Origin of the sequence: Aeromonas sp. ANP5 (assembly GCF_963870295.1) — a bacterium.
Lineage (GTDB): Bacteria > Pseudomonadota > Gammaproteobacteria > Enterobacterales > Aeromonadaceae > Aeromonas > Aeromonas veronii.
The window spans coordinates 94,003-118,484 of the sequence record NZ_CAWMRY010000009.1 but is presented as its reverse complement, the minus strand read 5'-3'; the positions used below and the strand labels follow the sequence as shown (position 1 = coordinate 118,484).

Below are 24,482 nucleotides of genomic sequence, written 5' to 3'. Positions count from 1 at the left end.
ACCTGAAGAAAAAAACCTAACCCCGTCTGGCACTGAGAAAGCGTGCGGGGTTGACCTGACGACCATCTTTCAACACTTCGTAATGCAGATGGACCCCGGTCGCGCGACCGGTGCGTCCCATCAAGGCAATCTTCTGACCCTGATCAACCAGGGTGCCCACCTCGACCAGCAACTTGGAGTTGTGGGCATAGCGGGTGACCAGGCCATTGCCGTGATTAATCTCCACCATATTGCCAAATTCCGGATGACGGCCCGCCCAGCTGACAATGCCGGGCCCGGTGGCCAGAATCGGGGTTCCGGGTTTGCCACGGAAATCGACCCCTTTGTGCATCTTGGCACGCCCGTTGAACGGATCGACCCGTCCACCAAACCCGGACGAGACCCAAACTCGCTCCTGTTTGACTGGCGTGCCGGAAATAAAACCGGCATCGGTGATATGGTGATTCATGATGAAAGATTCAAGTACCGACAGCTGCTCTTCACGGCTGCTGAGCTGCTGGCTGAGGTGCTTCATCGAGGCTTGCAGCTCGTTGAGGCTCACTTCCAGCTCTTCATCATAAGAAGGGCCGCCCATGGGGGGCAGCTCTTTGAAATTGAACTCGTCGGGATCGAGATCGGCCTGCTCGGTCAATCGTTCACCGAGGGCATTGAGACGGCCAAGCTGGCCCTGCATGGTGCCCACCTGCGCAGCCAGCATTGCCAACTGTTCACGGGCTTCGTCGCCACTCTGGTCGACGGACTGTTGCTCGGCAACGGCAAGCGCCACTTCCAGCGCCTCCATTTTCTGGTGCCAGCTCTGCCAGAGCCAACCACCACCAAGGGCTAACAGGGAGAAGAGAATACCGCCGACCCAGGCCAGACGTTGTTTGGGCAGGTGCAACTTGCGTCGCTGCTTGCCGTGGAGGATCAGGGTAATGCTCATAGAAATCAGTCTGCTCGGTCAGGTGCGGCCAGGAGCCTGCACGGGAAATAAAACCGGGAGATAATCGGTATTAAAGGATGGAGTAAACAAATGACGGAACGTCGGTGCGGAGAGAGGACCGACGTTCCGTTGCACAGCTATCAGGCCAGAACCAGACCGTTATCGTAGTAAGCGATAGGCGCTTTGTCGCCCTCACCCTCGAAGGTCACCAGTTCCCAAGCCTCCTGCTCGGCCAGCAAGGCACGCAGCAGCTTGTTGTTCAGGGCATGTCCGGTCTTGTAGGCACGGAACTCACCGATGATGCTGCGGTTACACATATAGAGGTCACCGATCGCGTCCAGCATCTTGTGCTTGACGAACTCGTCCTCATAACGCAAACCGTCTTCGTTCAGCACCCGATAGTCGTCCAGTACCACGGCATTTTCCAGGCTTCCGCCCAGCGCCAGGTTCTGGGAACGCAGGTACTCGATATCACGCATGAACCCGAAGGTACGGGCACGGCTGATCTCTTTCACGAAGGAGGCACCGGAGAAATCCAGTACGCAACGCTGATTGCGCCCTTCAAAGACCGGATGCTGGAAATCGATCTCGAGGTCCATCTTGAAGCCGTTGCGATAAGGGTGGAATTCCGCCCACTTGTCGCCGTCTTCAACTCGGATGCTCTTCTTGATCCGCACAAACTGCTTGGCAGCATTCTGCTCACGGATCCCGACTTCCTGCAGCAGGTAGATAAAGGGATGCGCACTGCCGTCCATCACCGGGATCTCGGGCGCGTCAACCTCAACGTAGAGGTTATCGATCCCCATCCCGGCCAGCGCGGCGGAGAGGTGCTCAATGGTAGAGACACGGACACCGGCTTCGTTGACCAGAGCGGTACAGAGCACGGTATCGCGCACCTGATCGGCATTGGCTGGCAGCTCCACCACAGGATTCAGGTCGGTACGCAAGTAAACGATCCCTGTGTTCACAGGTGCCGGACGGAACGTCATGGTGACTTTCCGACCCGAATGCAGGCCGACACCAGTCGCCTGTACACTCGTTTTCAAGGTTCTTTGTCTAATCATGGGTGTACCCTAAACAGCTTAAAATCCGGACCAGATGGTCGTTGGCAGGCCATCTTAGCACATTCCTTGAACAACAAACAAACGAGAGCCATAAGAGGCTTAGTCAGCTTGCTTGCGCAGGAACGCCGGAATATCCAGGTAATCCGGTTCACGACGAGCTTGCGGCTCGGCGTTGACCACCTTGGCCGGGGCTTCGTCCATCACACGGCCTTGCATCATGTCGCTGACCAGCGGCTGACGTACCGGGCGCTCTTGCACCTGGCTGCTCTTGACTAGCGTGATGTCGGGCTTGCGCTCGGCACCGATACCGGTAGCAACCACGGTCACACGCAGTTCGTCGTGCATTTCCGGATCGATTACGGTACCCACAACTACAGTGGCGTTCTCGGAAGCGAAGGCCTTGACCGCGTTACCCACGGTTTCGAACTCTTCGATGGTCATGTCCATACCGGCGGTGATGTTGACCAGGATGCCACGGGCACCAGCCAGATCCACATCTTCCAGCAGCGGGCTGGAGATGGCTTTCTCGGCTGCTTCTTCGGCACGGTCATCACCAGAGGCGGAACCGGTACCCATCATGGCGGTACCCATTTCGCGCATAACGGTACGCACGTCCGCGAAGTCGACGTTGATCAAGCCAGGACGGGTGATCAGCTCGGCAATGCCCTGTACCGCGCCAAGCAGTACATCGTTGGCCGCCTTGAAGGCATCCAGCAAGGAGATACCGCGACCCAGCACCTTCAGCAACTTGTCGTTGGGGATGGTGATCAGGGAGTCGACGTTCTTGGAGAGCTCTTCGATACCGTGCGCGGCGAAGCCCATCCGCTTCTTCCCTTCGAAGGAGAACGGCTTGGTCACCACAGCAACGGTCAGGATGCCCATCTCGCGTGCCACTTCGGCCACGATCGGCGCAGCACCGGTACCGGTACCACCACCCATACCGGCGGCGATGAACACCATGTCGGAACCGGTCAGCAGCTCACGCAGTGCTTCGCGATCTTCCATGGCCGCATCACGACCCACTTCCGGATTGGCTCCGGCACCCAGACCCTTGGTGATCCCACCGCCGATCTGCAGGGTAGTGTTGGCGCTGGAGTTACGCAGTGCCTGGGCATCGGTGTTGACGGTAATGAACTCAACACCCTCAATATTTTGACGAACCATGTGCTCGACAGCGTTACCGCCGCCGCCACCTACACCGATCACTTTAATGACGGCTTCGTCAGTGTGGCTATCCATAAATTCAAACATGTTGTCTCTCCGCTTTATTTGCCTGACTCAGCAAAATTCTTAGAACTCGCCACGCAGCCAGTTGCTAACCCGTTTGACCAGGCCACCGACGCTTGCCTTGGCGGCATATTCTTTGTTGCTACCTGTGGCTTGATGGGTGCGGCCATATTGCAGCAACCCGACCGCAGTCGAGTACACCGGTGCCTGCACGTAATCACTCAAACCACGTATGTTCATGGGCTCTCCCACCCGGACCTGGCTCTGGAAGATCTGCTCTGCACACTCCACAATGCCTTCAATCTGGGCAGCGCCGCCGGTCAAGACCAAACCGGCTGCCAGCTGATGCTTGACCCCCTGCGCTTTCAACTCGCTTTGTACCCGCACCAGCTCATCATTCACCATGGAGAGCAACTCGGTGTAACGGGGCTCAATCACTTCAGCCAGTGTCTGCCGTTGCAGGCTGCGCGCCGGGCGACCGCCGACACTGGGTACTTCAATATTGTCTTCCTTGCTGACCAGACGGCCGAGGGCGCAACCGTAGCGCACCTTGATCGCTTCCGCGTCGAGCGGCGGCGTGCCGAAGGCGTACGCGATGTCGCTGGTCACAGTGCTGCCAGCGTACGGGATCACCTTGGTGTGGCGCAGGGCACCGCCGGTAAACAGCGACATATCCATGGTGCCGCCACCGATGTCCACCACGCAGACACCCAGCTCTTTCTCGTCTTCGGTCAACACGGCATAGCTGGAGGCCAGCGCGGAGAAGATCAGTTGATCCACGCGCAAGCCGACCTTCTCCACGCATTTCTCAATGTTGCGGGCCATGTCGTTGTGGCAGGTGATCAAGTGAACCTTGGCTGCCATCCGCACACCGGAGAGGCCGACCGGATTCTTGATCCCTTCCTGATAGTCGATGGCAAACTCCTGAGGCAGCACATGCAGCACACGCAGTTCATCGGAGAGGCGAACCGACTTGGCGGTGTGGATCACGTTGTCCACATCCTCCTGGGTCACCTCTTCATCGGAGATGGGCACCATACCGGTCTCGTTGCGGCAGTCGATATGCTTGCCGGACAACCCCAGATAGACCGAGCTGATCTGGCAATCTGCCATCATCTCGGCCTCTTCCACCGCGCGGCGCAGTGACTTGACCACGGAGTCGAGGTCATTGACCCCGCCCTTCTCCATTCCGCGAGAAGCGTGACTGCCCATACCGATGACGTTCAGTTCACCATCCGGCAATACTTCCCCGACCAGAACCGCCACCTTGGTTGTGCCGATATCCAGTCCGACAATCAAATTCCTATCTGCGGTGTTGGTCATGCACTTTCTCTTCGCTCTTCTTCCAGCCAACTGCCATTCCGGTGTCGTATCGAAGATCCACGTAGGCGACTTGCGCACGGGGTTCGATAACCGGGAAGGCATCGATAAACCGCTGCAGCCGGAGCGCAATGTCATTGCGTCCCAGGAACAGCTTGATATTGCCATCCAGGGTCAGTTCCCAGGCATGGCGGGGGGTCAGATTCACCCCCAGCAACTTGTATCCCTTGGCAGCCAGTTGCGACTCGTACTGCCGACTCTCTTTCAACACCCGGGCAGCCTGATCATCCGGCCCTGACAGCTGCAACAGCGGCGTCTTGACCCGATCCGGGGCACTGAATACCTTGCCCTTGGTGTTGACGAAGCGGTTGCCATTCCAGCGCGCCGCCACATCTTGTTCCGTGAGGTAGATCTTGATCTTGTTCGGCCACTTCTTGCGTACCGAGACCGAGGCCACCCATGGCAGGGCATTGAGCCTTGCCTGCAATTCGTTGACGTCCAATTCGAAGAAGTTGCGCAGCTCGGCGCCATCCAGCACGGCCATCCGCAGCTCTTCGGTTTGCAAATACTGGTGTTGCCCCTGCAGCAACAGCTCGCTCATGGGCAACCGGTTGGCATCTGTCAGCCAACCTTTAACATCCAGCGCCGTCCGGTAGCAGCCCCATATCACCAGCAGGAAAAATGCTACTCCTGCGATGAAGCCACCCTTGGTGCGCCCCTGTGCCCTTGCCTCCACCCGATCGATCCCCGTGTAACGCGCTAAACCGGCCTTTGACAGACCGGTTCGCCATTATATAGGCCCCGGCTTGGCGGTCAAAATACTCATTGGGCCCTCAGGCGCCAGATTTCATGCTATCTATGCTCAATTTCATCTCTCCGAGACGACGGGCCAGCGCCCCGACGTTCCCGGCACCTTGAGTCAGCACCAAATCCCCCTCGCCGATCAGGTCGGCCAGCACGGCTGGCACGTCATCCGGTGTAGCGACGAAGATGGGTTCCAGGTTGCCGCGCGAGCGAATGGAGCGGCACAGTGCCCGTCCATCAGCGCCCGGGATCGGCTCCTCACCGGCAGCATAAACCTCCAGCATCACCAGCACGTCTACCTTGGAGAGCACATCGGCGAAGTCCTCGTAGAGGTCGCGGGTGCGGGTATAACGGTGCGGCTGGAACACCATCACCAGACGCTTCTCGGGCCAACCGGCACGGGCGGCGTTGATGGTGACCTTCACTTCGCTCGGGTGGTGACCGTAATCGTCCACCAGCATCGCCTTGCCGCGACCGGTTTCAAACTCGCCATACTGCTGGAAGCGACGACCGACCCCTTCAAATTTGGCCAGTGCAGAGATGATGGCCTCATCGCTGACACCGTCCTCTGTCGCGACAGCTATCGCCGCTGCGGCGTTCAATGCGTTGTGAATACCCGGCAAATTGAGGGTGACCTGCAGCTCACCCGCCTCTTTGCGGCGAACACGGAAGCAGCTGTGGTTGGTGGTCTGGACAAAATCCAGCACCTGCACATCGGCATCGTCAGAGAGACCGTAGGTCAGGGTCGGGCGAGCAATCTCGGGCAACATGCCACGGATCACCGGATCATCGATACAGACCACCGCCAGCCCGTAGAAGGGCAGATTGTGCAGAAACTCGATGAAGGTGGCCTTCAGCTTGGAGAAGTCACCGCCGTAGGTATCCATGTGATCCGCTTCGATGTTCGTCACGATAGAGACCATCGGCTGCAGATGCAGGAAAGAGGCGTCGCTCTCGTCCGCCTCGGCAATCAGGTAGCGACTGCTACCCAGACGGGCATTGGTGCCGGCACTGTTGAGCAGGCCACCGATGACGAAGGTCGGATCGCGGTCGGCTTCGGCATAGATACTCGCAACCAGACTGGTGGTGGTGGTCTTGCCGTGGGTACCGGCAATGGCGATGCCGTGACGGAAACGCATCAGCTCGGCCAGCATCTCGGCGCGGCGCACCACCGGGATCCGCAGTTCACGGGCAGCCAGCAGCTCCGGGTTGTCCTGCTTGATGGCGGTAGAGACCACCACCACGCTGGCCCCCTCAACGTGTTCGGCACTGTGCCCGACGAAGATGTGCGCGCCCAGTCCGGCCAACCGCTCGGTCACGGCGTTGCGAGCCAGATCAGAACCCGTTACCTGATACCCTTCGTTGGCAAGCACTTCGGCAATCCCTCCCATACCGGCACCACCGATGCCGATAAAGTGGATGCGACGCACGCGGCGCATTTCGGGGATCACAGTGCGCAGTTTTGCCAGTTCAACCTTGGTCATAATCGTCTCTTTAGTCTGCCGCAGGCCATGTGCCGTCAAAGCGCGGCTGCACGGCGGCATCAATACATACAGGTACAAGGCTGCCCGGTGTCACCGCTGCAACCTTGCTCATCAATCTTTACCACGCTGCCCGGTTGCGAGCTGTTTGCACTCATCGGCAACCCGCTCGGCCGCATCCGTGATGGCGACGCGGCGAGCCGCTTTCGCCATGTTAAACAGGGTCTCCCGGCGACCTGCCAACCAGGTCAAGCGTGCCGCCAGTGAGGCTGTGTTCAGCTCGGACTGGGGCAGAAACTCGGCCGCTCCGCCGTCGACCAGGGTCAGGGCGTTACGGGTCTGGTGATCATCCACCGCATGGGGCAGCGGCACGAAAATGGCGGCCACACCGGCGGCAGCCACTTCGGAAACAGTCAGCGCACCGGCACGGCAGACCACCAGATCGGCCCAGGCGTAGGCGCTGGCCATATCCTTGATAAATTCGCTCACCTCGGCATTGATGCCGTGCTGGGCATAGGCAGCAGAGACAGCCTCGGCATTGCCCTTGCCACACTGGTGACGCACTTCCATGGGCACGCCGGATGCCGCCACCGCAGCAGGTACCTGCTCGTTGAGCACCCGCGCTCCCAGACTGCCACCCACGATCAGCAGATGCAGTGGCTCATCCCCGCTGCGCAGTTGCGGATCCGGCAGGGCGACCACTTCGGGACGCACCGGATTACCGACCACGGCGGTGCGACGGCTCGGCGCGAAGGCACCCGGAAATGCCATCAGCACCCGCCTGGCGATACGGGCCAGCAGCTTGTTGGTCATGCCGGCAGCGGCATTCTGCTCATGGAGCAGCAACGGGATACCGGAGAACCAGGCCGCCACGCCACCCGGGCCGGAAGCAAAACCGCCCATGCCGAGCACCACATCAGGGCGAACGGTCTTGAGTACCTGACGCGCCTGCAGGATCGATTTGACGATGCGATAGGGCGCCACCAGCAGTCGCTTGATGCCGTTGCCACGCACTCCCTGAATATCGATGAAGGAGATGGGATAACCGTGGGCGGGCACCAGCTCCGCCTCCATCCGGTCGGCAGTGCCGAGCCAGTGGACAGTCCAGCCTTGGGCCTTCAGGCGATCGGCCACGGCCAGACCGGGGAACACATGCCCACCGGTACCACCTGCCATCACCAAAAGAGTCTTGCTCACTAAACCTCCCGCACGCGCGCCTGGGCTGTCGCCTGACGCAACTCAAAATCGATTCGAATCAACATGCTCACCGCCACCGACATGATGATGAGACTGGAACCACCGTAACTCACCAACGGCAGGGTCAAGCCCTTGGTCGGCATCATGCCGCTGGCCGCGCCGACGTTGACGAAGGTCTGGAAGCTGAACCAGATGCCGATGCCGATCGCCAGATAACCGTCATAGAGCCGCTCTGCCACCAGCGCGCGATGCCCCAGCTTGAGCGCCTTGACCGCCAGCGCAAAAATCAGGAACAGGGCGCCCAGCACCCCGACGTAACCCAGCTCTTCACCGAGGATCGCAAACACGAAGTCGGTATGCGCTTCCGGCAGGTACTCCATCTTCTGGATAGAGTTGCCAAGCCCTTCGCCAAACCAGCTGCCACGACCAAACGCCATCAGCGACTGGGTCAACTGGTAGCCGCTGCCGAACGGATCGGCCCAGGGATCCATAAAGGAGGTCACCCGCCGCATCCGGTAGGGCTCGACGATGATCAACATCACCACCGAACCGAGGCCCGCGCCGATCAGGGTCAAAAACTGTCCCAGTCGGGCACCGGCCAGAAACAGCATGCCGAACGAGGTAACGAACATCACCACGGTGGAACCCAGGTCAGGCTGCAACAGCAGCAAGACCGCCAGCACCCCGAACACCGCCAGCGGTTTCAGGAAGCCGATCCAGGCTTCACGCACTTCGCTCTGGCGCCGCACCAGATAACCGGCCAGATAGACAAACAGCGCCAGCTTGCCAAACTCGGCAGGCTGCAGGTTGAAGGGGCCGAGCGGCAACCAGCGCACCGCACCGTTAACGTTTCGCCCCACCAGCAGCACCAGCACCAGCATCAAGATCGCCAGCAGCAGCATGGGGCCGTTGTGCTGTTGCCAGCGCGCCATCGGCACCTGCAACACAAACCAGGAGATACCGAGCGCCATCACCAGAAACAGGGCGTGACGCTTCACAAACATGAAGGGGTCATCCCCCAGCGCAATCCCCTCGGGGATCGACGCCGAGGCCACGATGACCACCCCGACCGCCATCAGGGAGAGCGCCAGCAGTACCAGCTGCCGATCGTAGAGACCGGCAGGACGCGCCGGTAACAACCAGCGCTGGAACAGACCTGCTGCTGCGCGAAGGGCGTTCATAGTGCCAGCACCATCTCGGTGAAACGATCGCCGCGCACCTCGAACGACTTGAACTGATCGAGGCTGGCACAGGCTGGCGCCAGCAGCACCCAGTCACCGGGCTTGGCATCGGCAGCCGCTTTGGCAACCGCAGCGGCCAGGTCGGCCACCCGTTCGGTCTGCTCGCCCAGTGCCAGCAGCACCTCGGCATCCTGACCGAAGCAGTACATGTGATCGATCTGGTTGCCCAGCAGCGCCTGGATCGGGCCAAAATCCTGCCCCTTGCCCTGACCACCGGCCAGCAGCAGCAGGCGCCCCTTGACCGACTCGCGCACACCGGCAACGGCAGCCAGCGTGGCTCCCACGTTGGTGGCCTTGGAGTCGTTGATCCAGCGCACCCCGTTCACCTCCCGCACGAAACGGGCGCGATGGGGCAAGCCCTCGAAGCGACGCAGCACGGTAAGCTGAGCCGCACGGGGAATACCGACCGCATCACACAGCGCCATGGCAGCCAGCGCGTTGGCCTGATTGTGGGCACCGACGATCTTCATCTCGTCTACCGCCAGCAGTGGTTCACCGTGCAACGTCAACCAGTAGCGGCCATCCAGCAGGCAACGGCCATAGCCATTGCAATCGAGACCAAAGCTCTGCCACACCTGACCCACATCGGGCAGGGTCTGGGCATCGTCACGATTGACCAGAATGTGTTTGGAGTGCTGATGGATCTCCATCTTGGCGGCGCGATAGTCGGCCATGCCCTGATAACGATCCATGTGATCTTCTGAGAGGTTCAACACTACGGAGGCGGCAGCACGCAAACTGTGAGTAGTTTCCAGCTGGAAGCTGGAGAGCTCCAGCACGCAGAGATCCATCGGCTGCTTGAGCAGCTCCAGCGCAGGCGTGCCGATATTGCCACCTACGCCGACATTGAGGCCGGCTTCGGCAATCATCTCGCCCACCAGGGTAGTGACAGTGCTCTTGCCGTTGGAGCCGGTAATGGCGATGACCGGAGTCTGGGTCTCGCGCACAAACAGCTCGATATCACCGACGATCTGCACGCCACACTCGGCAGCCGCTTTCAGTTCGGGGGTCGCCAGCGCGATACCCGGGCTCGCGACGATAATGTGCGCCTGCTTGAGCAGCGCCTCGTCGAGACCGTGAATGAGCTCTACCTCAGGCGGCAGTTGCTCCTTGCCGGGCGGGTTGGCACGGGTATCCATCACCAATGGCGTCACGCCACGGCCGAGGAAGTAATCGACACAGGAGAGTCCGGTTTTGCCCAATCCGATGATGATGACCATGGCCTTACCTCACCTTCAGGGTGGCAAGACCCAGCAGCACCAGCACGAGGGTGATGATCCAGAAGCGAACGATGACGCGCGGCTCCGGCCAGCCCTTCTTCTCGTAGTGGTGATGGATCGGCGCCATGCGGAAGATCCGCACGCCGCGCAGCTTGTATGAACCCACCTGCAGGATCACCGAGACGGTCTCCATCACGAAGACGCCGCCCATGATCACCAGCAGGAACTCCTGACGGACCAGCACGGCGATGGTGCCAAGCGCGCCGCCCAGTGCCAGGGAACCGACGTCCCCCATAAAGACCTGCGCCGGATAGGTGTTGAACCAGAGGAAACCAAGACCCGCCCCGACGATGGCGGTACAGACGATCACCAGCTCGGAGGTATAGGGCACGTAGGGAATGTGCAGGTAGCTGGCAAAGTTGACGTTACCGGTAGCCCAGGCGATCAGGGCAAAGCCCCCCGCCACCATCACGGTCGGCATGATGGCCAGGCCGTCGAGACCGTCGGTCAGGTTGACCGCATTGGAAGTGCCGACGATGACAAAGTAGGTCAGCACGATAAACATCAGGCCAAGCTGCGGCATCACATCCTTGAGGAAAGGCACCACCAGCTGGGTTTGGCCCTCATGGGTTGCGGTCGCATAGAGAAACACCGCCACCGCCAGCGCTACCGCGGATTGCCAGAAATACTTCCAGCGTGCGATCAGGCCGTCGGTATTCTTGCGCACCACCTTGAGGTAGTCGTCGGCAAAGCCGATGGCGCCGTAGGCACCCAGCACAAACAGCACCAGCCAGACATAGGGGTTGTCGAGGCGGCACCAGAGCAGCACAGACGTGAAAATCGCCGCAATGATCATCAGGCCACCCATAGTCGGGGTGCCCCGCTTGCTGAGGTGGGACTCGGGACCGTCGTTGCGGATCACCTGACCAAACTTCAGGATCTGCAGGCGACGGATCAGGCGTGGCCCCATCCAGAGGGCAACCCCCAGTCCGGTGATGATCGACAGGATGGCGCGAAACGTCAGGTAGGAGAAGACGTTGAAGAAGGTGAAGTGCGGGGTGAGCAGTTCGGCCAGCCAGACTAGCATGTGGCTGACTCCTGATGGCCTTTGACCATCTCGACGATATCTTCCATGCGGGAGCCACGGGCGCCCTTGACCAGAATCGAAATTTCCTGATGTGTATTTATCATTTGCGCAAGCACTTCAAACAACGACGCCTTGTTATCGAAATGTCGGCCCGCCGCGGCATCTGCGGTGTGGCGACTCTCTTCCCCCACTGTCAGCACGGCATCCAGACCGCGCTCGCGGGCATGACGGCCAACCCGGGCGTGTTGCTCGGCAGACTCCTCACCCAGTTCCCGCATATCACCAAACACCAGCACCTTGAAGCCACCCATGGCGGTCAGGGCATCGATGCCCGCCAGCACGGATTCCACGCTGGCATTGTAGGTATCATCCACCAGAGTCAGACCACCCCAGCGCTGGACGCAGAAGCGCCCCTTGACCGGCGCCATCTGTTCCAGCCCCGCCTTGACACAGGCGAGGGATGCGCAGAGGGCCAGACAGCCCGCGGCGGCAGCCAGTGCGTTGGCCACGTTGTGGCGACCCGGGATCGCCAGAGTCAGGCTCAGCTCACCCTGCGGGGTCACCATCACGAACTCGGCGCAGCCTTGTTCGTTGAGTACAAGGTTGCGCGCATGGAACGGCTGGCTCTGATCTTCGATGGAGAAGGCGCACTGAATGCCGCGTTCCCGCCACTTCGGCCAGAATTCGTTGTCGGCATTGACGATGGCGGTGCCGCCTTCGCTCAGCCCCTCAAAGATTTCGCTCTTGGCGTGAAACACGCCTTCCAGCGAGCCGAAGCCCTCCAGATGGGCCGCCGCCACGTTGTTGATGATGGCGGCATCGGGTTTGGCCAGCGAGGTAGTCCAGGCGATCTCGCCCGGATGGTTGGCACCCAGCTCCATCACCGCAAACTTGTGCTGCGGCTCGAGGCGCAGCAGGGTGAGCGGCACGCCCACCTCGTTGTTGAAGTTGCCAGTGGTGGCCAGTACTTCCCCTTCGTTGCGCAGGATGGCGGTTGCCATCTCCTTCACAGTGGTCTTGCCGCAGCTGCCGGTAATGGCCAGCACTTTCGGGTTGATGCGCTCGCGCACCAGTTTGCCGAGGCGGCCCAGTCCTTTCAGAGTGTCGGTCACCACCAGCTGGGGGATGGCCAGCGGCAGTTCACGCTCAACCAGCAGGGCAGAGGCCCCTGCCTGAACAGCCTGCTCGCAAAAATCGTGGGCATCGAAGCGCTCGCCGCGCAGAGCAACGAACAGGGCCCCCGCGCCCAGAGTGCGGGTGTCGGTACTGACGACGGTGATCTCGCCGTCGTCACCAATCAGACGGGCATCGAGTACCTGCGCCAGCTCGGCAAGCCTGAGGGTCATCATTTGAATGACTCCAATAATGTGTGCAAGGCGGCCGCGACGGTTTCCCGGTCGCTGTAGTGCCGCTTGTCGGTTCCAATGATCTGATAATCCTCGTGACCCTTACCGGCCACCAGGATGATGTCCTGTTTACTCGCCTGACCAATGGCCAGCACAATCGCCTTGACCCGGTCGTGCTCCACCTGCACCGCAGCAGGATCGCGAAGACCCGCCACCATGTCGGCCATGATCCGGGCCGGCTCCTCGGTACGGGGATTGTCGTCGGTCAGGATCACGCGATCCGCATACTGCTCGGCCATGGCGGCCATCATGGGGCGCTTGCCGCGATCGCGGTCGCCACCACAGCCGACCAGGCACCAGAGCTGGCCTGTGCAGTGCACCCGCAGGGCCTGCAATGCCTTCTCCAGCGCGTCCGGTGTGTGGGCGTAATCGACCACCGCCAGCGGCGTATCGCCACCGCCAAAACACTCCATGCGACCGGTCACCGGCTGCAATTGAGGCGCTGTCGCCAGCAGCTCGTTGAAGTCGTAACCGAGCACCAGCATCACGCCCATCGCGGCCAGCACATTGCTGACGTTGAAGCGCCCGAGCAAGGGGGCGGATAATACACCATTCCCCCAGCTGGAGTTAATCTGCGCGCGAAAACCTTGCTGGTGAAAATCGAGCTGCTGCGCCGTTAGTTGACGGCCAGAATGGTTTTCGATCGGGCCATTAACGCTGAACGCCACCGCTGCCGGGTATTTTTCGATCCACTTGGCACCCAACTCGTCATCACGGTTGATCACCGCATTCGACTCATCGACCAGCTGCAACAGCTGCTCCTTGGCGGCGCCATAGGCTTCCATGGTGCCGTGGTAGTCGAGGTGATCCCGGCTCAGGTTGGTGAAAACGGCAGCGGCAAACGGCAGTGCGGCAACACGGTGCTGTACCAGACCGTGGCTTGAAACTTCCATCGCCACCAGATCCGCCCCCTGCACTTGCAGCGCAGCCAGATTGGCTTGCACCTGCACGGCGCTACCGGTGGTATTTTCCGCTTCGATCAGATTGCCAAACAGGCCGTTGCCGATGGTGCCCATCACACCCGCCTTGCCACCCAGCAGGGTGCGCCAGTTGGCGACCAGCAGTGCCGTGGTGCTCTTGCCATTGGTGCCGGTGATCCCCACCAGTTGCAGCTTGTTCGCTGGCTGGTCGTAGAAATATCCGGAGAGCTCAGAGAGGTGAGCGGGCAGATCCCGCATCCCGATACAGGGAACCGGAGTCGATGGTGGGATAAATTCACCATCCTCCTCAAACACAACAGCGGTCGCTCCCTGAGCCACCGCCTGTTCGATAAACCGTCTGCCATCCACCTGGTGACCACGAATGGCCACGAAGAGCGAGCCGGGGCCAACCCGCCGACTATCCAGCTGGATATCGGTCAAGGTGAGCTCCGGCGCCAGGATACCGAAGGGGCGCAGTAATGCATCAAGTGCGCGGGACAAGAGAAGCCTCCGTACGGGCAAGTTTGGTGGGCACCGCTGGCGGCACCGCATCGGGACGAATATTGAAGAGCTGCAGCACCCCGCCCATGGCCTCTGCAAACGGTGGGGTAGCCACGGCGCCGCCATAATAGGCGCTGCCTTTTGGCTCGTTGATCACCACCACCATGACGAAACGGGGATCACTGGCGGGTGCGAAACCGGCAAACCAGGCCATGTAATCCTTGCCATAGCCACCGGCGACGGCGACCTTGGCGGTACCACTCTTGCCGCCAACCCGATAGCCCGGGATCTTGGCTTTGGGAATGGCGTTGTCGACCACATACTCCAGCGCCTGCAACATGGCAGCGGCGTTGTTGTGATCGATAACCTGCTCACCCTTGGGCGGCGTAGTCACCTTGACGATGGAGAGCGGCACCCGCTTGCCCTTGTTGGCCAGGGTGGCGTAGGCGGAAGCCAGCTGCAGCGGGGTGACCCGCAGACCATAACCGAACGAGAGGGTTGCCCGCTCGATATCGGACCAACGACGACGCTGAGGCAGCATGCCGCTACTCTCGCCCATCAGCCCGCTGCCGGTATCCATGCCGAAACCGAACATGCTGAGGGTATTGATCATCTCCTGCGCCGGCATCCGCAGCGCGATGCGCGACATACCGATGTTGGAGGAGTAACGCAGGATGTCGTAGAGGTTGGTCGCCTTGTGGATACTGACGTCCTTGATCTGCTTGGCACCGATAAAAAGCGGCCCACCGGGAATGAAATCCTTCCAGCTGGTGACACCTGCCTGCAAGGCACTGAGCAAAATCAATGGCTTGACGGTCGAACCCGGCTCGTAGGTATCGGTCACCACCCGGTTGCGTACCCGGAAGCTCTGATACTGGCCTCGGTTATTCGGGTTATAGGAGGGGGTGTTGACCATGGCGAGCACTTCACCGGTCTTGATATCCAGCATCACCATGGAGCCGGAGGTCGCCTTGTTCTCGTCGGTTGCCCGCTTGAGGGCACGGTAGGCCAGTGCCTGCACCCGCTGATCGATACTGAGCTGCAGATCGTTGGCGTTCTTGCCCTCTTTGACGATGCCAAGCCGTTCGATGACGCGGCCCTGCCGATCCTTGCGCACCCGCATTTCGCCGGGTGTCGCCGTCAGCCACTCGTTGTAGCTGCGCTCGATCCCTTCAATACCGCTGCCATCGATGTTGGTCACCCCCACCAGATGGGCACTGATTTCGCCGGTCGGATAGAAGCGGCGCGCTTCGGGGCGCAGGTAGACGCCACCCAGCTTGAGCCCCTTGATATATTCCGCCACCGCAGGAGTAACCTGACGCTGCAGATAGACGAAGCGCTTGCTGGGGTTGGCGATGCGGTGTTTGAGGGTATTGATGTCGAGCTTGAGCACGGCGGAGAGCGCCAGCCAGGCTCGCTCATTATTGATGGCACCGGACTCGTGTACCGTCTTGGGATCGGCCCAGACCGCTTCGACCGGCACAGAAACCGCCAGCTGCTCGCCGTTGCGATCGGTGATCATACCGCGCACCGCCTGGGTAGAGGTGGTACGCAGGGAGCGCATGTCACCCTCCTGACGCAGACGATCCGGATTGATCACCTGGATCCAGGCCAGACGCAGGATCAGACCCACAAACGCGATGCCGATAAACACCGCAAGCGTGCGAAAGCGCCACGGATAGATCGATGGCGCTTTGACATTCGCTTTGGCAGCTTTGGCTGTAGCCTTGCGTTTCATGGTTGGGTAATTACCTTCTCGGTGGTCACCAGCGGACGACCCATCTGCAACTTGTCCATCGCCAGACTCGCCACCCGGGAGTGTTCAGCCAGGGTGCCCTGTTCCAGCAACAGGTGGCGCCATTCGATATTGAGGCGATCCTCTTCCGCCATCAGATCGTTCTGCTTGGCCGTCAGACCACGGGTCATGTTGGTCACCAGGATCACGGCAAACGCGGTCACCAGCACGGCGACCGACAGAAAAATCTGCAGCTTGTGCCGCCAGAGATCGGCAACGATCTCCTTGGCCAGATGAACACGCACTTCGCTCATCGCTTACTCCGCCAGCCGTTCGGCAACCCGCAGCACCGAGCTGCGTGACCGGCTGTTTTCAGATACTTCATGATCAGAAGGCTTGAGTGCCTTGCCGACCGACTTCAATTTGCGACCCCCAGCCAGTTGGGCCTCGGTCAACGGAATGCCGTAAGGCACTTCCGGCCCCTTCTCGTGCTTGCGGATGAAATGCTTTACCAATCGGTCTTCCAGCGAATGGAAGCTAATCACTGACAGGCGGCCATGTGGTGCCAACACTTCCAGTGCACCGTTGAGCGCGGTTTCGATCTCGTCCAGCTCGCTGTTGATATAGATGCGAATGGCCTGGAAACTGCGGGTTGCCGCATGCTTGCCCTTCTCCTTGCTCGGATTGACCCGGGCAATCATCTCGGCCAGTTGGCGGGTACGCACATAAGGCTCGGTCACACGGTCATGCACGATGGCGCGGGCGATCTTCTTGGCAAAACGCTCCTCACCGAAGGTCTTCAGCACCCAGGCGATGTCATCCACATCGGCCTTGGCCAGCCACTCGGCGGCGCTCTGACCGGAGGTGGGGTCCATCCGCATATCGAGCGGACCATCTTTCATAAAGCTGAAGCCGCGCTCGGCATCATCCAACTGGGGTGAAGAGACCCCCAGATCCAGCAGGAAGCCATCCACCTTGCCCAGCAAACCGCGCTCATCCAGATAGGAGGCAATGCCAGAGAAGGGGCCATGCACGATTTCGAAACGGGGATCCTGGATCTTGGCCGCTTCGGCGATCGCCTGGGGATCGCGGTCGATGGCGATCAGGCGGCCATTGGGGCCAAGGTGCTGCAGGATCAGACGAGAATGACCACCACGGCCAAAAGTACCGTCGACGTAGACACCGTCCGGCTTGATGGCCAGGCCTTCAACGGCTTCGTGCAGCAGCACTGTGATGTGTTCAGCGGCTTGGGTCATTTATAAAGAGAAATCCTGTAGTCGTGGTGAGCTTGCCCAATCGTCCCCGGGCAGACCCAAGATGTCGTCATTGACCTGTTGTTGCCAGCGGGCTTCATCCCACAGCTCAAACTTGTTGAGCTGGCCCACCAGCATGATTTTCTTGTCCAGCCCCGCATGGTTGCGCAGTGGCTGACTGAGCAGCAGACGGCCATTGCCATCCAACTCGCATTCGGTTGCATGTCCCAGCAGCAGACGCTGCAAACGGCGCTCTTGCGGATTCATGCTGGAGAGAGTCTTGAGCTTGCGCTCGACCTCTTCCCATTCATTCAGGGGATAAAGCAGCAGACAGGGATGGGCAATATCGATGGTGCAGACCAGCTGGCCGTCGCTTTCATCGCGCAGCCAATCACGAAATTTGGTCGGAATTGCCAGCCGCCCTTTACTGTCCAGGCTGATGGCATGAGCGCCACGCAACAAATTGCATTCCCTGAAGGTGAATGAGCAGGCAGATTGCCCCTCTAAAAACCACTTTGATCCACTTTTCCCCACCTTGAAGTTTAAGGACGTGCAGGGGGCTTTTCAAGCAAGGAGATGGGACAGAGGGAACATATTGACGCAGCAATTGCATACCGCAGATTGAGTGGGTTGATTTTCCAAGAGTTATTGCTGAAAAAACAGAAAGTGATTAATAAGCAACAAGTCGGTGAGCGGTCACTATCTGGGCGATATGATGAAACGGAACAATACCACTGCACAGAGCAAAATACTGACACATATCACTGGATAGATGATGTAACCATCTTTCGAACGGCGAGCACGCAGAGACACCAACTGACAAAGCAACAGATTGTAAATAATCAGCAGGGATGTCAGCAGAATATTGGTGGCAAATGTCAGCTCTTGAGCGTAACCAATGTACAAGCCCATCAGAATGAAATTGGCGAGTATCAGATACAGCAAAAACTTCTGAATCGCTTTACCCGAATTTGGGCTCTTTTTTACTCGTGTTATCATGCTTGCTACGTCCTGGATTACACATGATCAGACGACCTTAAATTCAAAAAACTGTTGAGATATATCATGTTTTTATTATTGCGCGATCCTTGCTCAACAATTGCCCCATGACCCGGCTCGTTTTTTTGCTAATGAGCGGGATGTTAATGATATCAACATCTTGCCATGCTTATCACAATTATCAGTGGCAAGCTGGTTTCCCTGTCCCGATTCAGGGAAAAGGGGTCGACTTGGTCAGCCAGCAGCAGCAATTCTTGCTGAAGCAGCGCCCTTATCTTCAACAACGTCTTGCGGAGACACAGCCCGTTATTCGCTGGGTCGCGGAACAGGTTCACGAACGCAAACTGCCGCCCTTGCTTGCCTTTGTTCCTTTACTGGAAAGCAGTTACCGATTGGATGTGGTCTCTGCTGCAGGCGCCGCAGGCCCTTGGCAGCTGATGCCAGATACCGCCACCCGATTTGCTATTCCCATCACCAACGAATTTGATGGGCGCTATTCACTACCACTGGCGACAGAGGCAGCCCTTTCCTATCTGGCATGGCTGTATCGCTTCTTTGGCAATGACTGGCTGCTTGCTTTGGCCGCCTACAACGCAGGAGAAGGGCGGGTACTCAATGCGGTTTTAAAAGCGGGGACACGTAATATATGGGAACTGGAGCTTCCGACTGAAACACGCTTTTATGTCGCGCGCTTTGTTGCGCTGGCAAGACTGCTTGATATGGCTGACAGCTATCAGTTTCAACTTCCGCCATGGCTCAGCGGCAATGACTTGCAAATATTCCGTCATCCGGATGGCTGCTCACTACCCGCGTGGGCTCAGGCAAAGGGCGTATCAATGAATGAAGCCAGCCGCTGGAATCCGGCCTGGCAACTCCCTGTCGCACAAGGGATAACCAATTGCCCGATCGTCTATAGCAAGGGCAAGGCCCCCACCGCCAACCAGAAGAAAGGAGCGACCGCCATTGTCAAAGCGGTCTCACTGGACAGTCTGCATGATCCCCTGTTGCTGAAAGCTGCCAGGGGGCTTGATATGAGTCGAGGCGAGATCAGGCTGGAACGCTTGCCTGATCCTCTTGGGATTCAGCAGAAGCGGCCGCTGATTGCGGCACCATGAAACAGTGGCGCCAATGGCTCAGTACCGGAGCCAAATCAACCTCTTCCGGATATGACCAGCGAGCCCCGTAAAAGCAGAGCTGCCGGCCAATGGCGCGACGATGAGTGATGTTGCAATCCAGCGCAATTCGCGGCAACAGGGAGAGCGTCACCGTTTCGGGTAATTCAAATCGAGCCGGAGCAAGGAAACCGACCCCGCCCGGGCCAATATCTTTGATCACTGCGCGGCCGATACTCTTGTCAAACAGCAATCCCGAAATCAGCAATCTGGCCGCAATCCCGCAACTCTGTGACTCGAAAGGCGTTGTTCCATCGTGCAAATACCAGCGAGGTACCTTTCTGCGTGGATCATTGTGCGAGGAATGCAGCGGAAACTCGATCTCAGGGTCGTCCATGGGAAATCATCTCCTTGGCATGGGTGGCTGCCGCTTGCGTTTGGGAGCTGAAAAGTTGCTCCAGATTGGTTTCTGCCTGAGTTGTCATGACCAACAATTCAATGCGCCGATTACGGCTGCTTTGTGGATTCCGGGTATCTTCCAGCATGGTATCGGCCATCGCGACAACCTGCCCGACCCGTTCAGGTGGCATGCCGCCTGCCAGCAACACCCGTCTTGCCATCATGGCGCGGTCTGACGAGAGTTCCCAGTTGCTGTAGTTGTCACTGGCAAACGGTGTGCTGTCGGTATGGCCAGAAATCATGACCCGATTCTCGATACGCTGGAATATGGGGGCCAATGCCATCAACATATGGCGAAAGAAAGGGCTGATGCGGGCACTTCCTCGGCTATACATTTCCCGATCCGCGTCATCACGAATCAGGATCCGCAATCCTTGGGGAACAATTTGAATCTCGAGGTTATTCTTCGCCTGCATCTGCTCAGCAAGATGGTCGATAAAGCTGGCCAGCTGCTTCATCTGGGCCTCACCCTCAAGCTTACCTATCAACAGCTTTTCATACCCGCCGCCCGGGCCGTCAGAAAAAATGCTCTGATTACGGTCCATATGCTTGGGCATCAGCTGGCCCTGCTGATCGAACTTGGGATTCAACTCATCCATCACTGAAGGATTACCCCCGAGATCGACAGGATAGGGGCTGTTGCGAATATCAAACGGGTTGGCCTCACTGTCCATGATGCTGTAGTCCCGCAGGCGGCTGGCAACGACTTCCCGCTCCTCCTGATTTGACACAGCGAGGATCCAAAGCACCATGAAGAACGCCATCATGGCCAACGTGAAGTCGGCAAATGCCACCTTCCAGGCGCCTCCCCCTTTGGGACCGCTGTTACGACGCTGCTGGCGCTTGACGATAATCTGTTCGTGATTGCGCATTACATCGCCCTGTTGGTCACCCAATCTTCCAGCTCAAGGAAGCTTGGTTTGACTTCAGGCTCCAGGATCTTGCGACCCGAATCGACGGCAAGCAGCGGTGTTTTGCCACGCAACTGGGCAATCAGGATCGACTTGATGCACATCAACAAACCGATACGGCGCTTGACCATCTCTTCCATGGCATTGCTAATTGGCTCCAGCAAGCAGTAGCAGAGGAAAATACCGATAAAGGTGCCCACCAGAGCGGCCGCCACATGGACACCGATATTGCTCAGTGGGCCATCCAGTTGCTGCATGGTGATGATGATCCCCATCACCGCAGCAAGAATGCCGAAGCCCGGGCAGGCCTCGCCGGTTTTGTGCAAGGCATGGGCCGGTTTGAGCATGTCCTCTTCAATGGCCATGATCTCCTGCTCCAGCACTGTATCCAGTTCATGGGGTGTGATCTTGCCCATTCCGAGCAGACGCAGGTTATCGATAATGAAACCAAGCAGTTGGGGATCTTCCGAAATCTGGGGATACATCAAGAAAACCGAGCTCTGCTGGGGATTTTCAATATGCTCGTCGAGCGCCTTCATCCCCTTGTTGCGTGTCTCTTCAAGCAGTTGATGCATCAGAGTCAACAGCTCACGATAGACCTCTTTCTCTTCTTTGTTCGCTTTGAAGCACATCTTTATCTGCCGCCACATTTCATGCATCACCTCTTTCGAGTTGCCCAGAAACATGGAGCCTACCGCTGCGCCGATGATGATGATGAGCTCGGCTGGCTGCCACAAGGCGGCGAGGTTTCCCCCGGCCATCATGAAGCCACCAAGCACGCACACTAATATGACGCCGATGCCAATCTGTTTTTGCATGAATGTTCCCGCACGATACAAGAAGGGTCACCAGTAAAGGTGAAGCACTACTATATGGAGTCGACCAATCGCTGCTTTAGCTGAAGTACACATTGCTTGTGCAGCTGACAAACCCGGGATTCGGTTAATCCCAGCACCAGCGCGATCTCTTTCATATTGAGCTCTTGCTGGTAATAGAGGGAAAGCAATAACTGCTCTCGTTTATCCAGAGTGGCCAACACCTTGCTGATGGTCATCGCCATATCGACATCATCAGACTCTGTGGTCGGAGCTTTGCCGCCATTCTCCAGCCACTCTTCCAGACTCTGCAGCGCTTCAGCCTGGCTGGCGTAGGACAACTGACGCACCTCATCCACCGAACAGTCGAGCGCAGTAGCAAGTTCTTGCTCTGAGGGGGGGCGCCCCAAACGATTGTGCAGTTCACGCTGCACCTGATTATGGCCATGCACCTGCTGTCGCAGCTGACGGGGTCGCCAGTCCAGACGGCGCAACTCATCGAGCATGGCACCACGGATCCGTTTGAAAGCATAACTTTCAAACTGGGCATCGGGCTCGCTGCCATAACGGCGCCACGCCTCCAGCAATCCCATCATTCCCACCTGCTCCATGTCCTCCTGATCAAAACAGGCACTGACCTGGCTGCGCAGATGGCTGGCGGCTCGCTTCACCAAGGGTAGATAGCGAGCAAGAATAGCGGGCTCTCCCGTGCGAGGAAGTTGCGGAGTATCGGCAAACTCTTGTTGAGCATCCCAAACGGAATCAGTCATATCGTGGCTACTGTACCAGCACCTTGGTGATCAGCACTTCATCCAGATAGGGCTTGTAGCCATATCCCTGTACCGTAGTGACCAGCTTGTCGCGCAGTGAGACCTGCAACTTGGAAATATTCTGCAGTTCGACTTTTACGTCGTCATGGGAACGGTGGCTAAAATACTGCACCATGGCATTGCGGATCAGTGGCGTCAGTTCATCCAGCTTGGCAACCTGCGCCGGGTTATAGGTCACCAGTGCCAGCTCCAGCACCAGATAATGGGACTGTTCACCTCCTTCCAGACTGATGACAAAGCGTTCCATCGGCTTGAATAACGGTGTACTGCTCAGCTCTGGCTTTGGCTCTGCCAACCCGAGCCAGACTTCGACCACATCGCGTTTAAGCCATGCGCCATAGGCCAGTATGGCCAACAGACACAGAGCCATGACGAATATCATCAACCACTTCATGACACGCCGCATAATGTAAAACCACTCTCGTTATTACGGGTTAAAAATCAGACCAGTGTATTGAGCCAGTCGTGCACCGTATCCCATTGGGAGTCCGGATCATCCTGCCACTGGCGGCGGCCAGCCAGGATCTTATCCTGTTGCCACCGCTCCTGCTGTCCCTGTTCGCCGCCCTGCCCCACATTGACCTCGACCCCGCCGGCATGATGGGGCGCCAGGCTCATGCGCAAGCGCTCCATCGACTGGATCATCGCATCGCGCACCGCCGGATTGGTCACGTTCAACTGGACATTAAGCCGGTCACCATCGAGCTTGACGGTCAACTCCAGTCGCCCCAGCTCTGGCGGGTCCAGCCGGATATGAGCCTGTTTCACCTGTTGATTGACCTGCAGTTCAACCTTGTCCTGAAGCAGGTTAACCAGCTGCTGTCCCCATTGGCTCTGGTTGTCTGACAACCGGACAGGAGCCCACTGATAGTCGGCAGGACGCGGCGGTACAGCAGCGAGTTGTCCGACAGCCAGCTGGCGAGCATCTGGCAACCTGTTTTCTACCGCAGCGGTATCAGGCACATTTCCAGCATCGAGACCGGCGGCCATAATCGGCAAGGTGAAGCGGCCGGGCAATACACCGGTTTGTCCATTTGATTTGGCAAGCAACGTAGAGAGCGCCTGTTCCGCAGCAGCAGAGACCGTTTCACGACGCGGCATCACCTCTTGCTCGGGCAGCGTGGTCGCACTCCCCATCAAGGCACGAAGAGAGGGCGGCAATTTGTTATCCACCACCGGCTGGCAACTTTTTTCTCTGTCCACTCTGACAAGCTCACCACCACTATGACTCTCGCCTCTGGCTTGAACGTTGCTTAAACGAAAACCATCAAGATCGGCATCACTCACTCTGACAAAGAGAGGAGGCATATTGGTAAACGCTTGCAGCTGTTCAGCCGGGTCGCCTTCCGCCCCCGGCTGTTCTCTCTCTTTTTCCTCTACCGCAACATCGCTGGCAGCCAGCTCGGGCAAGGGCAACGCAAGCAGAGGGTCAACCGCCTCATCCAGCGGTTGATACAGCTCACCTTCACTGCCGGCTTGGCCGGACAAACGGTTCAAGGCCGTGACATCCGGCGAATTCACCGCATCAAAACCGCTAAATTGAATCAATCCCATTGCTCTATCTCACCGTAAGCAGTCAAGCCTTCACGAATCGAAGAAAGCTGCTGCCACTCCTGTTTACGAATCAAGGTCTCCTGCTCGCAAAGCTGCAATGCTTGTCGATACAACACCCGGGCTTTATCTCTTGCTGGTTGCAACGCAGCCCAGAGTTGGGGATTCCGGCTAACTTGAGAGACAAATTGCGCGAAGCGTCCATCGGTTAGCCTGACTGCATCCCACTGGCCAGCTTGCGCTTGTTGCAGCAAGAGCGTACCCAACCCCAATAACTGACGCTGGCGAGCCTGCAGTTCGGTCTCACGCAACACGGGAGCAATACCTGACATGACGAGCCCTAAAAAGAAGATGAACCAGCCCACAAGCAAGGAGTGGGCCAGACCGATAACCAAGCAATTTCAATATGTTGGGCGTGAGGAAGAAC

25 protein-coding genes are annotated in these 24,482 nt (G+C 58.5%); 2 read left to right on the top strand and 23 right to left on the bottom strand.

Annotated elements, in window-relative coordinates; translation table 11 throughout:
* Window positions 1-16 precede the first annotated feature (16 nt).
* From AACT07_RS07705 to mraZ, 16 genes are all read right to left on the bottom strand, one after another.
* On the bottom strand, window positions 17-922 hold the full coding sequence (locus tag AACT07_RS07705; RefSeq protein WP_005355107.1) for a M23 family metallopeptidase: 906 nt from the start codon (window positions 920-922) through the stop codon (window positions 17-19).
* Window positions 923-1,062: 140 nt separating this feature from the next.
* Window positions 1,063-1,986 carry a UDP-3-O-acyl-N-acetylglucosamine deacetylase gene (lpxC, locus tag AACT07_RS07700; protein ID WP_005336146.1) on the bottom strand — a complete coding sequence of 308 codons (924 nt, stop codon included), beginning with the start codon at window positions 1,984-1,986 and terminating at the stop codon, window positions 1,063-1,065.
* 99 nt (window positions 1,987-2,085) lie between these two features.
* Window positions 2,086-3,237, bottom strand: a complete 1,152-nt coding sequence (gene ftsZ / locus AACT07_RS07695; RefSeq protein WP_005336147.1) for a cell division protein FtsZ — start codon at window positions 3,235-3,237, stop codon at window positions 2,086-2,088.
* Between the two features lie 39 nt (window positions 3,238-3,276).
* Window positions 3,277-4,536, bottom strand: coding sequence for a cell division protein FtsA (gene ftsA / locus AACT07_RS07690; protein WP_069527073.1), 1,260 nt, complete (start codon window positions 4,534-4,536; stop codon window positions 3,277-3,279).
* Complete coding sequence (locus tag AACT07_RS07685) at window positions 4,517-5,269, bottom strand: cell division protein FtsQ/DivIB (RefSeq protein ID WP_005336149.1); 753 nt, start codon at window positions 5,267-5,269, stop codon at window positions 4,517-4,519. The genes ftsA and AACT07_RS07685 overlap by 20 nt, the downstream gene beginning before the upstream one ends.
* A gap of 97 nt (window positions 5,270-5,366) precedes the next feature.
* A complete protein-coding gene (murC, locus tag AACT07_RS07680; protein WP_005336150.1) occupies window positions 5,367-6,821 on the bottom strand; it encodes a UDP-N-acetylmuramate--L-alanine ligase in 1,455 nt (484 codons plus the stop codon).
* A gap of 111 nt (window positions 6,822-6,932) precedes the next feature.
* Window positions 6,933-8,015, bottom strand: a complete 1,083-nt coding sequence (murG, locus tag AACT07_RS07675) for an undecaprenyldiphospho-muramoylpentapeptide beta-N-acetylglucosaminyltransferase (RefSeq protein ID WP_069527072.1) — start codon at window positions 8,013-8,015, stop codon at window positions 6,933-6,935.
* Complete coding sequence (gene ftsW, locus AACT07_RS07670; RefSeq protein WP_005336154.1) at window positions 8,015-9,196, bottom strand: cell division protein FtsW; 1,182 nt, start codon at window positions 9,194-9,196, stop codon at window positions 8,015-8,017. The genes murG and ftsW overlap by 1 nt, the downstream gene beginning before the upstream one ends.
* Window positions 9,193-10,476 carry a UDP-N-acetylmuramoyl-L-alanine--D-glutamate ligase gene (gene murD, locus AACT07_RS07665; protein ID WP_069527071.1) on the bottom strand — a complete coding sequence of 428 codons (1,284 nt, stop codon included), beginning with the start codon at window positions 10,474-10,476 and terminating at the stop codon, window positions 9,193-9,195. The genes ftsW and murD overlap by 4 nt, the downstream gene beginning before the upstream one ends.
* Window positions 10,477-10,480: 4 nt before the next feature.
* The gene (gene mraY, locus AACT07_RS07660; protein ID WP_005356635.1) at window positions 10,481-11,563 is read right to left on the bottom strand and encodes a phospho-N-acetylmuramoyl-pentapeptide-transferase; all 1,083 of its coding nucleotides are present in this window, start codon (window positions 11,561-11,563) and stop codon (window positions 10,481-10,483) included.
* Window positions 11,557-12,912, bottom strand: coding sequence for a UDP-N-acetylmuramoyl-tripeptide--D-alanyl-D-alanine ligase (locus AACT07_RS07655; protein WP_069527070.1), 1,356 nt, complete (start codon window positions 12,910-12,912; stop codon window positions 11,557-11,559). Before AACT07_RS07655 ends, mraY begins: the two co-directional genes overlap by 7 nt.
* The gene (gene murE, locus AACT07_RS07650) at window positions 12,909-14,441 is read right to left on the bottom strand and encodes a UDP-N-acetylmuramoyl-L-alanyl-D-glutamate--2,6-diaminopimelate ligase (RefSeq protein WP_069527069.1); all 1,533 of its coding nucleotides are present in this window, start codon (window positions 14,439-14,441) and stop codon (window positions 12,909-12,911) included. Before murE ends, AACT07_RS07655 begins: the two co-directional genes overlap by 4 nt.
* Complete coding sequence (locus tag AACT07_RS07645; RefSeq protein ID WP_005336163.1) at window positions 14,374-16,128, bottom strand: peptidoglycan glycosyltransferase FtsI; 1,755 nt, start codon at window positions 16,126-16,128, stop codon at window positions 14,374-14,376. The genes murE and AACT07_RS07645 overlap by 68 nt, the downstream gene beginning before the upstream one ends.
* Complete coding sequence (gene ftsL, locus AACT07_RS07640; protein ID WP_005336166.1) at window positions 16,125-16,439, bottom strand: cell division protein FtsL; 315 nt, start codon at window positions 16,437-16,439, stop codon at window positions 16,125-16,127. Before ftsL ends, AACT07_RS07645 begins: the two co-directional genes overlap by 4 nt.
* Window positions 16,440-16,442: 3 nt before the next feature.
* Window positions 16,443-17,381, bottom strand: coding sequence for a 16S rRNA (cytosine(1402)-N(4))-methyltransferase RsmH (gene rsmH, locus AACT07_RS07635; RefSeq protein WP_005336168.1), 939 nt, complete (start codon window positions 17,379-17,381; stop codon window positions 16,443-16,445).
* A complete protein-coding gene (gene mraZ / locus AACT07_RS07630) occupies window positions 17,382-17,840 on the bottom strand; it encodes a division/cell wall cluster transcriptional repressor MraZ (protein WP_013723406.1) in 459 nt (152 codons plus the stop codon).
* Between the two features lie 114 nt (window positions 17,841-17,954).
* On the opposite strand from mraZ, the gene AACT07_RS07625 reads away from it, so the two are divergent.
* Both AACT07_RS07625 and AACT07_RS07620 read left to right on the top strand, forming a co-directional pair.
* Window positions 17,955-18,404, top strand: a complete 450-nt coding sequence (locus tag AACT07_RS07625) for a hypothetical protein (protein ID WP_019444793.1) — start codon at window positions 17,955-17,957, stop codon at window positions 18,402-18,404.
* Window positions 18,405-18,484: 80 nt separating this feature from the next.
* Window positions 18,485-19,492, top strand: coding sequence for a lytic transglycosylase domain-containing protein (locus AACT07_RS07620; RefSeq protein ID WP_253182234.1), 1,008 nt, complete (start codon window positions 18,485-18,487; stop codon window positions 19,490-19,492).
* Here the strand turns inward: AACT07_RS07620 and AACT07_RS07615 are convergent.
* The 7 genes from AACT07_RS07615 to AACT07_RS07585 form a co-directional block, all read right to left on the bottom strand.
* Window positions 19,425-19,886, bottom strand: coding sequence for a hypothetical protein (locus tag AACT07_RS07615; RefSeq protein ID WP_083249928.1), 462 nt, complete (start codon window positions 19,884-19,886; stop codon window positions 19,425-19,427). The two genes, AACT07_RS07620 and AACT07_RS07615, sit on opposite strands and share 68 nt — an antisense overlap.
* Window positions 19,873-20,820 (bottom strand): lateral flagellar motor protein LafU, encoded by a 948-nt coding sequence (gene lafU / locus AACT07_RS07610; RefSeq protein ID WP_021231289.1) that lies wholly within the window; start codon window positions 20,818-20,820, stop codon window positions 19,873-19,875. The genes AACT07_RS07615 and lafU overlap by 14 nt, the downstream gene beginning before the upstream one ends.
* Window positions 20,820-21,677, bottom strand: a complete 858-nt coding sequence (gene lafT, locus AACT07_RS07605; RefSeq protein ID WP_019444796.1) for a lateral flagellar motor stator protein LafT — start codon at window positions 21,675-21,677, stop codon at window positions 20,820-20,822. The genes lafU and lafT overlap by 1 nt, the downstream gene beginning before the upstream one ends.
* A gap of 50 nt (window positions 21,678-21,727) precedes the next feature.
* Window positions 21,728-22,444 carry a lateral flagellar system RNA polymerase sigma factor LafS gene (lafS, locus tag AACT07_RS07600; RefSeq protein ID WP_069527068.1) on the bottom strand — a complete coding sequence of 239 codons (717 nt, stop codon included), beginning with the start codon at window positions 22,442-22,444 and terminating at the stop codon, window positions 21,728-21,730.
* A 7-nt stretch (window positions 22,445-22,451) separates the two neighbouring features.
* Window positions 22,452-22,874, bottom strand: a complete 423-nt coding sequence (gene lafF, locus AACT07_RS07595) for a lateral flagellar basal body-associated protein LafF (protein ID WP_269428984.1) — start codon at window positions 22,872-22,874, stop codon at window positions 22,452-22,454.
* A 71-nt stretch (window positions 22,875-22,945) separates the two neighbouring features.
* Window positions 22,946-24,058 carry a flagellar hook-length control protein FliK gene (locus tag AACT07_RS07590; RefSeq protein ID WP_069527067.1) on the bottom strand — a complete coding sequence of 371 codons (1,113 nt, stop codon included), beginning with the start codon at window positions 24,056-24,058 and terminating at the stop codon, window positions 22,946-22,948.
* Window positions 24,049-24,450, bottom strand: a complete 402-nt coding sequence (locus AACT07_RS07585; RefSeq protein ID WP_253182233.1) for a LafX — start codon at window positions 24,448-24,450, stop codon at window positions 24,049-24,051. The genes AACT07_RS07590 and AACT07_RS07585 overlap by 10 nt, the downstream gene beginning before the upstream one ends.
* Window positions 24,451-24,482 lie beyond the last annotated feature (32 nt).